At 68.0% G+C, this 12,633-nt stretch carries 10 protein-coding genes; 5 read left to right on the top strand and 5 right to left on the bottom strand.

All coding sequences use genetic code 11. The features are described from left to right. The first annotated feature begins 158 nt into the window (after nucleotides 1–158). Entirely contained in the window at nucleotides 159–1,868 is a 1,710-nt protein-coding gene (locus PV646_RS26690) for a discoidin domain-containing protein (protein WP_500344929.1), read from the top strand. Here PV646_RS26690 and PV646_RS26685 read toward each other — a convergent pair. Continuing rightward, entirely contained in the window at nucleotides 1,852–3,774 is a 1,923-nt protein-coding gene (locus tag PV646_RS26685; protein WP_500344928.1) for an endo-beta-N-acetylglucosaminidase, read from the bottom strand. The two genes, PV646_RS26690 and PV646_RS26685, sit on opposite strands and share 17 nt — an antisense overlap. Nucleotides 3,775–4,015: 241 nt before the next feature. Between PV646_RS26685 and PV646_RS26680 the strand changes: the two genes are divergently transcribed. Next, a complete protein-coding gene (locus tag PV646_RS26680; RefSeq protein WP_500344927.1) occupies nucleotides 4,016–4,855 on the top strand; it encodes a dienelactone hydrolase family protein in 840 nt (279 codons plus the stop codon). A 57-nt stretch (nucleotides 4,856–4,912) separates the two neighbouring features. Here the strand turns inward: PV646_RS26680 and PV646_RS26675 are convergent, their stop codons facing one another. The 4 genes from PV646_RS26675 to PV646_RS26660 form a co-directional block, all read right to left on the bottom strand. Beyond that, complete coding sequence (locus PV646_RS26675; protein ID WP_500344926.1) at nucleotides 4,913–7,435, bottom strand: ABC transporter permease; 2,523 nt, start codon at nucleotides 7,433–7,435, stop codon at nucleotides 4,913–4,915. Beyond that, nucleotides 7,428–8,219 (bottom strand): ABC transporter ATP-binding protein, encoded by a 792-nt coding sequence (locus tag PV646_RS26670; RefSeq protein WP_500345089.1) that lies wholly within the window; start codon nucleotides 8,217–8,219, stop codon nucleotides 7,428–7,430. The genes PV646_RS26675 and PV646_RS26670 overlap by 8 nt, the downstream gene beginning before the upstream one ends. Nucleotides 8,220–8,400: 181 nt before the next feature. Beyond that, entirely contained in the window at nucleotides 8,401–8,886 is a 486-nt protein-coding gene (locus tag PV646_RS26665) for a hypothetical protein (RefSeq protein WP_500344925.1), read from the bottom strand. A gap of 46 nt (nucleotides 8,887–8,932) precedes the next feature. Then, complete coding sequence (locus PV646_RS26660) at nucleotides 8,933–9,910, bottom strand: LLM class flavin-dependent oxidoreductase (RefSeq protein WP_500344924.1); 978 nt, start codon at nucleotides 9,908–9,910, stop codon at nucleotides 8,933–8,935. A 38-nt stretch (nucleotides 9,911–9,948) separates the two neighbouring features. Here PV646_RS26660 and PV646_RS26655 point away from each other — a divergent pair, with 38 nt between their 5' ends. The 3 genes from PV646_RS26655 to PV646_RS26645 all read left to right on the top strand — a co-directional run bounded on the left by PV646_RS26655 (nucleotide 9,949) and on the right by PV646_RS26645 (nucleotide 12,301). After that, nucleotides 9,949–10,218 (top strand): GNAT family N-acetyltransferase, encoded by a 270-nt coding sequence (locus PV646_RS26655; protein WP_500344923.1) that lies wholly within the window; start codon nucleotides 9,949–9,951, stop codon nucleotides 10,216–10,218. 35 nt (nucleotides 10,219–10,253) lie between these two features. Further along, nucleotides 10,254–11,243: an MBL fold metallo-hydrolase gene (locus PV646_RS26650; protein ID WP_500344922.1), complete on the top strand. Its 990-nt coding sequence runs from the start codon at nucleotides 10,254–10,256 to the stop codon at nucleotides 11,241–11,243. Nucleotides 11,244–11,527: 284 nt separating this feature from the next. Continuing rightward, a complete protein-coding gene (locus PV646_RS26645) occupies nucleotides 11,528–12,301 on the top strand; it encodes a class I SAM-dependent methyltransferase (protein ID WP_500344921.1) in 774 nt (257 codons plus the stop codon). Nucleotides 12,302–12,633 lie beyond the last annotated feature (332 nt).

Below are 12,633 nucleotides of genomic sequence, written 5' to 3'. Positions count from 1 at the left end.
GGCGCAGGTCGTAATCGGCCGTCAATCCGCAAGAAACGTTCAGAAGTCCCGGTTTTCTTGACAGGACGCGATCGGTGCCCTGACTCTCGGTGCTGAACTCCTGTCGCAGAGAGCGCTCTCTCGCCGTCCTCGCTCGTTCTCCGGCCCCAGGAGCAGCAATGTCAGGAAGGCTTCAACGCGGAAGATTTCCGCTACTGGTCGCGGCGGTGGTCGCGGTATCTCTGACAGTCCCGACGACAGCGTCCGCCGCCGGTCCGCTGATCTCGCAGAACCGCCCGGTCACCGCCTCCAGCAGCGAGAACGTCGCCTTCGCCGCCACCGCGGCGGTCGACGGTGATCTCGGCACCCGCTGGTCCAGCGCGTTCGGTGACCCGCAATGGATCCAGATCGACCTCGGCTCGTCGGCGCGCGTCGACCAGGTGGTGCTGGCGTGGGAGACCGCGAGTGCGCGGGCCTACACGCTGAGCATTTCACCGGACGGCACGAACTGGCAGGAACTTCGTCGAACGACGACCGGACCCGGTGGCACCGAGACACTTCCGGTCACCGGCACCGGCCGGTACGTGCGCCTCGACCTCACCGCGCGGGCGACCCAGTGGGGCTACTCGCTGTGGGAGTTCCAGGTGTTCGGCACCCGCGACGGTGGCGGCGGGGAAAACCTGCTGTCGTACGGGAAGTCCGGTGCCGCCTCGACGTTCCAGGACGACCCGAACTGCGGCGGGTGCACGCCGGCCAAGGCGTTCGACCGCGATCCGGCGACCCGCTGGGCGACGAACCCGACGAACGGCTGGGTCGACCCCGGCTGGATCTCCGTCGACCTCGGCGCACCCGCGCAGATCTCGAAGGTCGTGCTGCAGTGGGACCCGGCGTTCGCCACCGCGTACCGGATCGAGGTGTCGGACAACAACTCCAGCTGGCGCGAGATCTACTCGACGACCACCGGCCGTGGCTTCAAGGAAACGCTGACGGTCAGCGGCACCGGCCGGTACGTGCGGATGTACGGCACGGCCAGGTCGAACGGCTACGGCTACTCGTTGTGGGAGTTCCAGGTCTACGGCACGGGCGGTGCTCCAATCACGCCACCACCGCTGCCGCCGAACCCGTCGTTCCCCGGCCGGCTGGTGTGGGCGGACGAGTTCAACGCGCCCGCGAGCACCGGGCCGGACGCCTCGAAGTGGACGCCGGAGACCGGACCCGGCGTCAACAACGAACTGCAGTACTACACGAACAACAACAATGCCCGGCACGACGGCAACGGCAACCTGGTGTTGCAGGCACGGCGGGAGGTCACTCCCGGCAGCGCGTGCCCGGTGGATCCGGTGAGCGGCAGCGGGACCTGCCAGTACACGTCCGCGCGGCTCAACACCTACGGCAAGTTCAACTTCACCTACGGCCGCGTCGAGGCGCGCATCAAGGTGTCGTCGACGCAGGGGTTGTGGCCCGCGTTCTGGATGCTGGGCGCGGACTTCTTCGACCAGCGCAGGCCGTGGCCCTACACCGGCGAGATCGACATCATGGAGCACGTCGGCAAGGAGCCGAACCGCGTGTACTCGACGCTGCACGCCCCCGCCTACTTCGGTGCCGGCGGGTACGGGTCGCCGTTGGAGCTCGGTCAACCGGCCTCCAGCGCCTTCCGGACCTTCGCGGTCGAGTGGGACTCCAGCCACATGACGTTCAGCGTGGACGGCAACCGCTTCTTCACCGTCGACCGGAACGTCCTGGAGACCACGCGCGGGCCGTGGGTGTACGACCACCCGTTCTTCCTGATCATCAACAACGCGGTGGGCGGCGACTGGCCCGGCCCGCCGGGGGCCGGGACGCAGCTGCCGCAGGACATGGTGCTGGACTACGTCAGGGTGTACCAGTGAGGGCGATCCGCGCGGGTGGGGAGACGTCGAACGCCTCGCTGACCGCTTCGACCTCGATCTGCGCGGTCTCGCCGGAGTTCAGCGGGATCGCCGGCACGAAGTACGCGTCGTTCGCCGTGCCACCGAGGAAGATCCGCTCGGAACCGGTCCACTTGTAGACCCGGTACTGCCTCGCACCGGGTGAGCGCGTCCAGGTGAGCCGTGCCGACGCCGTGGTGGCGTTGGTGCGGCTCACCTGCTCGACCTGGACGTTCGACGGGCTCGCCGGGGGAGTCAGGACCGGGTTCGTGACGCCGATCCGGCCGATGAGCGCGGTGATCGCGGCTCCCGGCAGCACCCGCAGCGAGATCTCCGTGAGCGTCGCGCCGGAGTGCTCGCCGAGCGGGAACACGCTGCGCCGCCACGCCCCGCTCACGCCACCGAGGTCCAGGACGCGTTCGGTGGCACCGAACCGCAGGATCGCCTGCAACCGCGACGGACCGGTGCCGGTGCGGTGCACGATCTCGAACTGGCTGTCGCCGGTCAGCTTCAGCGACGTCGCGAACAGCCGGACGTCGTTGGTGGACTGGGGCGTACCGGTGATCTTCAGCGCGGTGCCGCCGTCGTACGGGTCGTCCCAGTCGAGCGACGGGGTGACCTTCGTGCCGGTACCGCTGACACTCCACCGCCACGTCGGCAGGACGTCCTGCAACGACAGGTTGTTCCAGGCCTGCGACGACCGGAGGATGCCGTTGACCGCGAACTTCCTGCCGTGGCCGGTGTTGAAGTTCGTGACGAACGGCAGCTGCGTGATCGGCGTGAGTTCGGTGATGTAGTGGGCGATGCCCTTCCAGGTCGCCGTCGTGGTGGTGTTCGCCGGGTCACCGTTCGGGCCGACCCAGAACCTGTTGTCGCGGGCGTAGAAGTCGGCCGGGCTCGTCGCCGTCTTGAACGTCCACTCCGGACGGTAGAAGCCGAGCGAGGTCACGTGCGGCTTGTTCTCGGGGAACATCGAAGCCCAGCCGACGCTCGTGTTGTAGCCGTTGGACTCGACGTCCACACCGGACGCCAGGTCGTACGGACTGCGGCCCATCTGCCGCGCGAGCGCCGCCGAGTTCGCGAGACCCTGCGTGGTCCACCAGAAGTTCATGAACATCTCGTCGGACTGCTCGAAGAACGTCCTGTTGCGCGCGGTCAGGGCGTTCTGCCAGCTGACACTTCCGGTGTCGGTCATCGCGTCGTACCAGATGACCCGCAGCCCGGACTTCTTCATGTACACGATGAAGTCACGCATGTCGTTCGCGAGCTGGGTGTTGCCGCCGGCGGTCTCCTGGTTGAGGAACCAGCCGTCGAACCCGTGGTGGCGGGCGACCTGGATCATCTTGTCCGCCACGGGGAACCGGTCGCCCTCGCGCTTCACGAAGTCGCGGACCCACTGGATCTGGCCGCCGTACGCGGTGGGCGGGAGGAACACGTTGCCGATCACCCGCACGCCGTTGCGGTGCGCGGCGTCGGTGACGGTCGGGTTCGGCGCGAGGATCAGGCCCTCGGACGCGGAACCGCCCCAGAAGACCAGTTCGTCGATGTACTGCCAGTAGTTCGTGGCGTAGTAGTTCATGTCGAGCGCGCCCTGGGCGGGGTTGCCGCTCGTCGGCGCGTAGGCCACCAGAGCCTGCACTCGGGCCTCGGCGGGGTGGGCGTGCGCGTTGGCCGGTCTGGCCGGGACGACACGTCTCGCGAGCGGGACCGTGCTGCGGTTGTACCGCGCGTCCCGGTCCGTCGCGGGATCCCAGTCCAGGATCGTGGCCGGATGCCAGTAGGACGCGTACGGCTGCGCGGTTTCGGCTGCGGACGCGGGAGTCTCGGACAGCAGACTGGTGAGTGCTGCTGTGGAGCTCAGAACGAGGAACTGTCTCCGAGTGGGCACGAGATCACCCTCGTGGGCCATCCGATTGGCGGCATACCGCCGCTGCGGTGACGGGACAGGACGACAACGTCCCGGTCTGCTGCGCTCGGTAACCGCGTCGATTTCGACGAAGTCCGGTCGAACGCCGTCGAAACATCCCGGTAACCATCCGAGTGGCCGAATCCCCGCCGGGCTACTGGGCGGTAGCGTGTGCCTCGCCGTCGCTTTTGGTTCCCCTGCAACCAATCGAGGTGTCTTCGTCGTGCGCATCAAAACCATGCTTGCGGCGCTGGTCCTGGCGCTGATCCCAGCCACCGCCCCTGCCGTCGCCACCGCGGCGGCGAACCCCTACGAGCGCGGCCCCGCACCCACGGCCGCATCGGTCGAGGCCTCCCGAGGCACCTTCGCCGTGACGTCCGCGGCCGTCGCCCGCCAGTCGACCTTCGGCGGCGGCACGGTCTACACCCCGACCAGTGATCTCACGTTCGGCGCGATCGCCGTCTCACCCGGCTTCACCGCCACCCAGACGTCCGTCGCGCACTTCGGCCCGCGCCTGGCGTCCTACGGGTTCGTGGTGATCACCATCAACACCCTGTCCGGCTTCGACGACCCCGACAGCCGGGGCCGTCAGCTGCTGGCCGCGCTGGACCACGTGGTCCGCACCAACCCGCGCGTCGACGCGTCACGCCTCGCCGTGATGGGTCACTCGATGGGCGGCGGGGGAGCGTTGCGCGCCTCCGCGACCCGTCCCGCGCTGCAGGCCTCGATCCCGATGGCCGGCTGGCACACCACCAAGAGCTGGTCGACGGTCCGGGTGCCCACCCTGGTGCTCGGCGGCCAGAACGACCCCACCGCGCCCAACTCGCAGCACTCGACCCCGTTCTACAACTCGATCACGGCCGCGCCGGACAAGGCGTTCCTCGAACTGCGCGGCGGTGACCACTCGGCGCCTCGCAGCGACAACGTGACGGTGCGGAAGTACACGCTGTCGTGGCTCAAGCGGTTCGTGGACGACGACGTGCGCTACGACCAGTTCCTGTGCCCGGCCCCCGCGCCGAACACGCTCATCAGCGCCTACAAGGACACCTGCCCGCACGCCTGAAAGACGTGAAGGGGCTGTGCCGGCCAGCGACGGCCCGGCACAGCCCCTTTTCCACGCCTACTCGTAGGCGATCGCGTCCAGCACGTTCAGCCTGGCCGCCCGGATCGCGGGCAGGATCGCCGCGATCACGCCGACGAACGCCGCCACCACCAGGTACTGGACCATGGTGGCCCAGGGGAGTCCGATCTCCGAGATGCCCTGGTCCTTCAGCGCCTGCACGGTCGCGATGCCCAGGGCGAGCCCGACCGCGAGGCCGAGCACCGCGCCGAACACCGAGATCACCACCGACTCGACGGTGATCATCCTCATGACCTGCGACCGCCGCATGCCGATGGCCCGCAGCAGACCCAGTTCACGGGTCCGCTCGATCACCGAGAGCGCCAGGGTGTTGATGACACCGAGGACGGCGATCAGGATCGCCAGCGCCAGCAGGATCTGGATCATCAGCAGGACCGTGTCGAACTGCGAGGTCGTCTGCTTCACGAACGCGCTGCGGTCCTGGACGGTGATCTCCGGGTTGTCGGTGAACAACGGCTCGACGCGCTTCTGCACGTCCGCCGCGGACACGCCGGGAGCGACCTGGACGAACGCCTGGGCGATCTGGTCGGACCGGAAGTTCGCGCTCGCGGACTCCGGCAGCACGAGCGCGCCCTGCAGCACCTGGGACTTCGCCCAGATGAAGGCGACCGTGTAGTCCCGCGGCTGCGCGGCCTTGGCCAGTTGCAGCGAGACCTTGCTGCCGACCGTCCAGCCCTTCTCGGCCGCCATCTCCTCCGGCAGCGCGACCTGGCCGTCCTGGAGCGGAGCGATGGTCCCGGACTTCGGCTTGAGCGCGAACATCGTGGTCAGCGCCGGCATGTCGGTGACGCCGACCGCGAACATCTGGCTCTCGCCCTGCAGCACGCCGTCCTGCGACCAGCCGACCGCGGACCTGACGCCGTCGGTCTTCTCGATCTTCGTCAGCACGTCCCGCTGGAACGTCGCCGCCGCGCCCTCCATCTGGCCCTCGCCGGAGATGATCAGGTCGGTCTGCAGCTGACCGGAGGCCAGCTTCTCGATCGACTTGGTCGCCGACGTCAGCACCACGCTCACGCCGGTGATCAGCGAGATGCCGACCATCAGCGCGGCCGCGGTGATCGCGGTCCGGCGCGGGTTGCGCGCGGAGTTGCGGCGGCCCAGCAGGCCCGGCATCGACCACGACAGCAGCCGGCCGATCAGCGACACCATCGGCTTGGACAGGATCGGGGTCAGCAGCGCGACACCGACGAACGCCACCAGGATGCCGCCGAAGATCAGCGGCAGCGAGGCCTGGTTGAAGCCGAACGCCAGCGACGTACCGCCCAGGGCCGCGACGGCCGCACCCGTGATCGTGATCTTCGTGAGCGGACGGTCCGGCGTGGCCGCCTCGCGCATCGCCGCGACCGGCGCGATCCGCGACGCCCGCAGCGCCGGCATGACCGCCGCGACCACGGTGACGATCATGCCCACCGCGAACGACGAGATGATCGCCGACATCGGCACGCCGATGCCCGCGAGCTGCAGGCTGCTGCCGCCCACCGAGCTGAAGATGGTGGCGAGCAACGCCCCGACGCCGACCCCCGCCCCGAGACCGACGATCGACGCGATCAGGCCGATCACCAACGCCTCCAGCACCACCGAGCCGATGACCTGGCCGCGTGAGGCGCCCATCGACCGCAGCAGCGCCAGTTCGCGGGTGCGCTGGGCGACGATGATGGAGAACGTGTTGAGGATGATGAAGATGCCGACGAACAACGCGATGCCGGCGAACCCGAGCAGCACGTAGTTGAAGAACTTCAGGCCCTCGTTGATCTGGTCGGCCTGCTCCTTCGCCAGCACCGCACCGGTCTTGACGTCGTAGCGGGAGCCCATCTTCGCCGCGACCGCGTCGCGCAGGGCGTCGTCCGTGGTGCCCTGCGCCGCCGTGACGGTGATGCCGGAGAAAACGTCCTTCTTGCCCAGCAACAACTGTTGCGCGACCGGCTCGGTGAACGCCACCGAGAGCTCGCCGCCCAGCGAGTCGCGGCCGCCCGCGTACTCGTAGATGCCGGTGACCTTGAAGGTCTTCTTGGGCTCCAGCGTCAGCAACGCGATGTCGTCGCCCACCTTGAAACCACCGGTGGTCGCGAGGTACCCGCCGAGGACGACCTCGTCGTCCGCCGCGGGAGCCTTGCCGTCGCGGATCTTCTCCTGGCCGGTACCGGTCCAGTTGAAACCGAACCGCGGCGAGCCCGACGTGGTGATGACCTTGCCGTTCTTGCCGATCGGCCGTGCGGACCCCTGCACGTCACCGACGGCCGAGGCCACGCCCGCCACCGACTTCACGTCCGTGATCGCCTGTGGTGTCAGCGGTTCGGGTTCCTTGCCCTTCTCCGCCTTCGGCGACACCGAAACGTCCACATTGGCGAAAGCCGACGAGAACAGGTCGGTGAACGACCGCTGCAGCGTGTCGGTCAGCACGAACGAACCGGACACGAACATCACGCCCAGCACCACCGCGAGCGCGGACAGCACCAGCCGGAGCTTGCGCGACAGCAAGCTCTTGATAGTCGCCTTAAGCATGCGGCACCGCGACGGAGTCGAGGTGCTTCATCGTCTCGAGCACCTCGTCGGCCGAAGGCGACAGCAGCTCGCGGACGATGTGGCCGTCCTTGAGGAAGATGACGCGGTCGGCGTACGACGCGGCGTTCGGGTCGTGCGTGACCATCACGATCGTCTGCCCGAACTCACGGGCGGAGCGCTGCAGGAAACCGAGCACCTCGGCACCGGACTGCGAGTCCAGGTTGCCCGTCGGCTCGTCCGCGAACACGACATCGGGCCGTGACACCAGAGCACGCGCACAAGCGACGCGCTGCTGCTGACCGCCCGACAGCTGCGTCGGCCGGTGGGTCAGCCTGTCCCTCAGACCCACCGTGTCCACGACGACGTCGAACCAGGCCTTGTCGACCTTCTTGCCGCCGATCGCGAGCGGCAGCGTGATGTTCTCCTCCGCGGTCAGCGTCGGCAGCAGGTTGAACTGCTGGAAGATGAAACCGACCTTGTCGCGCCGCAGTTCCGTGAGACCGCGGTCCTTCAGGCCGGTGACCTTCGTGCCACCGACCCACACCTCACCGCTGGTGACGTCGTCGAGCCCGGCGAGGCAGTGCATCAACGTCGACTTGCCGGACCCCGACGGGCCCATGATCGCGGTGAACCTGGACTTCTCCAGGTCGACGCTCACCCCCGCGAGCGCGGTCACGGCAGCGTCGCCGGACCCATATGACTTCCAAACGTCGACGGCTCTGGCCGCGACTCCATCGGACGCGCTCACTTCTCTGTCCCCTCCTATGGCTTTCGTGCGCACCATCTTCGGCGACACGGGCACACCGAAGGGTCAGGTCTTCCACTGAGATCGACCCTGAGATTAACCCCGGTGCCCCCGCCCGAGTCGCCACGCTGAGAGAACTCTCAGCTGCACCGCGTGCACGGATGGTCGCAGGAGGAAACGATATTTCACTGCTGCGGCACTGTCTTCAGCCTTCGGAGGACTACGCCGTCAACTTCCGTCGCATGGGGACGGTGGGTTCCATCAGCCAGGAAACCAATTCCACCCGGAGGCCTTCGCGCAGGGCGTTCTCGGCCAGCCAGTGGTCGACGTCGCCGCGGTAGGCGCGGGCGGGCCGCGGCCAGCGGGCCAGATGCTCGAGGAACGCCGCGTTGCACGCGATCGGTCCTCCCGGCGGTCGCACGCCGAGCACGAGCACTGGGTCCTCTCCGGTGGCGAGAGAGGCGGCGGTGTCGTGCACACCACCGAAGAGGACCCGGTCCGCACCCAGCTCACGGGCTTTGTCCGCCACCCCGAAGAACGCCGACCCGCGCCCGTGAGCGCGCACCACCAGCTGGTGCGCACGGAGGTCGGCATCAAGGAACTCGTCGGCGTACGTGCCGTCATCGGCCAGCACCAGCACGTTCGTGCCGCCGGGGAGAGCCCCGGCCTGACCGGGATGCGTGATGCCGATGACGTTGATGCCCACAACGTCAATGGTGCCGGGCCTGTGTTAACCCTTGGCACCACGCGCGTTAAACAAGTTTCGGAAGCACTTCCGCCCCGAACAACCGGATCGTCTCGACGACCGATTCGTGCGGCATGCCCCCGATGTCCACCATCACGAGGTGCGTGTCGATGGACAGGTGCTCCGCCAACGCGTTCAGCCTCCGCGCGACCTCGTCCGGCGTCCCGCACACCGCCGAGCCGTCCATGATGGCGTCGACATCGATGTCGCCGTCCCCGCGCCACGGATCCGCGAACCGCGCGTACTCGGCGAGGTGAGGCCGCCACCGTTCCCGCGCGTCGTCGTTCGCCACGAACACATGGCTGGGCACACCGACGCGTCCGCCGGGGAAGCGCTCGCGGTACCGTTCGACCACCTCGCGGTAGATCGACGGGTCGCGCAACGTCGACGGCAGCATCAGCGGCATCTCCAGTTCGGCGCCCAGGTCCGCCGACACCGCCGACCCCGACCCGATCCACACCGTCGGCCGCGGCGTCTGCACGGGCCGCGGTGTCGTCGTCACCTCGCTGAGCGGCCCGCGGAACTTGCCGTCCCAGCTCACGCCGGGCTCCTCCAGCAGCTTGAGCAGCAACCGCAGGTGCTCCTCGAACCGCGCCCGCAGCTCACCGGGCTGCACCCCGAACGCCGCGTCGGTCTGCTGGTCGACCCCGCGCGCCACGATCAGCTCCGCCCGCCCGTCCGACAGCACGTCGAGCGTCGCCAGCGCCTCGGCCACCAGCACCGGGTCGCGGTGGGCGAGCAGCGTCACGCCGGTCGAGAGCCGGAGCGTGGACGTCCGCGCCGCCACTGCCGCCAGCAGCAGCTCGGGCGCGGACACGATGTAGCGGGTGAAGTGGTGCTCGCCGATCGCGACGCCCGCGAACCCCGACTCCTCGGCCACGACCGCCTGCTCGACCATCGCGCGCAGCCGGTCGGCCTGGGGGACCTCCTGGCCTGTGCACGGGTTGGGCAGGTGGTCACCCAGGATCAGGAGGTAGACGTCCATGCGCGCCATTTTCCCTCTTCCGAGGCAAGATGGTTGATGTGGTCACCAACAACGAGTCCGAGAGCCGCTACGAGGTCCACGTCGACGGCGAACTCGCCGGCTTCCTCGAGTACCGGAACGTCGGCGGGGTCCTCGCCCTCGTGCACACCGAGGTCGGCGAGGCCTACGCCGGTCAGGGCCTCGGCGCCCAGCTCGCGAAGTACGCGCTCGACGACGCGAAAACCCGGGATGTCAAGATCTCCCCGTTGTGCCCGTTTGTCGCCAAGTACATCGACAAGCACCCGGAATACCGTGTTACCGTCCGGTAGATAGTTGCGAGCGCTAACAGTTGAGGTGGGCGAGCGTGTGGAGTGAGCCGGGCGCGTTCGAGGTCGCACCAGGTGTGCACCGGATTCCGCTGCCGCTGCCGAACGACGGGCTGCGCGCGGTCAACGTCTACGCGATCGAGGACGGCGACGGCCTCGTCCTGGTCGACTCGGGCTGGGCGCTGGACGAGGCGCGCGACCAGCTGGAAGCCGCCCTCGGCACCCTGAACAAGGGCTTCGAGGACATCAGGCGGTTCCTCATCACGCACGTCCACCGCGACCACTTCACGATGGCCGTGTCGCTGCGCAGGACGTTCGGCAGCAAGATCGGGCTCGGCCTCGGCGAGCAGCCGTCGTTGCTGCACATGCTGCACGGCCAGGAGGACCAGCACGTCGGTGACCTGCGCAAGTGGGGCGCGGGGGAGCTGGCCGAGACGTGGATCAAGATCATGCACCACGTCGACCGCGGCGACGCCCTGCGCGACTACGAGGAGCCCGACGAGTGGCTCGTCCGCAGCACCGTCGACCTGGAGCACCGCCGGCTCGAGGTCATCCCGACGCCCGGCCACACCCGCGGGCACGTCGTGTTCGTCGACCACGACGCGAAGGTGCTGTTCTCCGGCGACCACGTGCTCCCGCACATCACGCCGTCGATCGGCTTCGAGCCGCTGCGCCCCGAGTTGCCGCTCGGCGACTACATGACGTCACTGCGGCTCACCCGTGAGCTGCCGGACCTGAAGCTGCTGCCCGCGCACGGCGAGGTGACGGACAGCTCGCACGAGCGGGTCGACGAGTTGCTGCGGTTCCACGAGCAGCGGCTGGAGGAGATCGGCAAGGCGGTCGCCGGCAGCGCGTTCGAGACGGCGCGCAAGATCGGGTGGACGCGGCGGCAGCGCCGGTTCGACGATCTCGACATGTTCAACCAGGTGCTGGCCATCGGCGAGACGGCCGCCCACCTGGACGTTCTCGTCGAACGTGGCGAATTGACCCGAACTGTGAACGCCGGCGTGCTCGAATACCAGGCGTGACACTCCTGTGTTGGGGACCGGTCCGTAAACAGGTCCTTCGCGAGAGCTGTACGGGAGACATCCGGGACTTCTCCGCGAGTCAGCGTCGCGGGGACATCGACGAGTGACGAAATCGATCTCGGTGCTCGAGTTGGCACGCGTCGGCCGACCGCATCACCGCTGATCGGTATGAACACGCTCGATCAACCCGCTCTGCGGCATGAGCGGACGCGTTGCCCTTGCGAAAACCATTGGGGGACCGACTTGCTCCGCTGATGTACTGATGTCCACCGGGAGTCTGCCGCGTGACGGAGGTAGCAGGTGTGAGCAGCTATAACGCGCTTGCCGAGGTGTACGAGTGGCTCATCTCAGACGCAAAGCTGGCTCCGGCCGAGTTCGCTGCGTCGTTCGATGACGTCCTCAGTCTTCTGCCGTCGAACGCTCGCGTCCTCGATTGTTCGTGCGGGACCGGACAGTTGGCGGTTGGCCTCGCCGGTCTGGGCATGAACGTTGTCGCAACTGACGCCAGCGACGCGATGGTTCGTCGGACCGCGGAGTTGTCCGAGGAGTTCGGGGCATCTGTCCGGACAGTGCGGGCGGACTGGCAAGAGTTGCCCGACCATTTCGATGACGACACCTTCGACATGGTGTTCTGCGTTGGCAACTCGCTGCACCATGCCGAGGGCGCGCGAGGCAGAGTTGCTGCTCTGGAGTCGATGTCACGGCTTCTGCGCCGTGGCGGGCGCTTGGTGCTCACCTCCCGCACGTGGGAACTCGTGAGGGCCAGAGGTTCCCGGCTGGACATCAGTGACCGACTCGTCCGCCGGAACGGGCGCGATGCCGTCGTGGTCTACCGCTGGGACATCGCGCCCAACTGGGAGGACGAGCACCACATCGAGATTGCGATCGCGCAAGTGGACACGGCCGGGTCGGTTCTTGCCCGCTCGGAACTGCTGTCGAGCTGGCCCTACCGATACGAAGAACTCGAAGCCGAGTTGCGCCGGGTCGGACTTCAGACGGAAATGAGCACGTTCAACCTTGAGGCCGAGAACTACATGGTGGTGGCGAGCAAGGTATAGACAGCGGGCTCTCAGTCCGCAGCCGGACCGCGCGGTTGCGACCAGGAGGCTTGCCTCCTCTCATCGGCATGAGTGGGTCTCTGCTCGGCACACGATCAGCGGCATGAGCGGATGTTCGTTGTTCCAATATTGATCGAGCGGCCGCGGCGGTGTGCATTGTCGTCGGCAGCAGGACCGCCCGCGCGGCTGCACGACGGCACGTTCGCGGTGAAGATCGACGGCGGCGAGATGTGCGGCAGGTCCGACCACCCCGGCGGGCCCCCGTGGTGAGCAACGTGATGCGGGTGACGCTCGGCAACGGCCAGGTCGTCGAAGGTCCACTCTGCGTACCC

This window comes from Streptomyces sp. ID05-26A (assembly GCF_033794685.1).
GTDB lineage: Bacteria > Actinomycetota > Actinomycetes > Mycobacteriales > Pseudonocardiaceae > Lentzea.
This window is presented reverse-complemented; position numbering and strand designations above follow the sequence as displayed.

Excerpts from the sequence above, each read along its gene's own strand:
- PV646_RS26675 (WP_500344926.1), bottom strand. The coding sequence starts at position 7,435 with ATGCTTAAGGCGACTATCAAGAGCTTGCTGTCGCGCAAGCTCCGGCTG.
- PV646_RS26670 (WP_500345089.1), bottom strand. The coding sequence starts at position 8,219 with ATGGTGCGCACGAAAGCCATAGGAGGGGACAGAGAAGTGAGCGCGTCC.
- PV646_RS26660 (WP_500344924.1), bottom strand. The coding sequence starts at position 9,910 with ATGGACGTCTACCTCCTGATCCTGGGTGACCACCTGCCCAACCCGTGC.
- PV646_RS26690 (WP_500344929.1), top strand. The coding sequence starts at position 159 with ATGTCAGGAAGGCTTCAACGCGGAAGATTTCCGCTACTGGTCGCGGCG.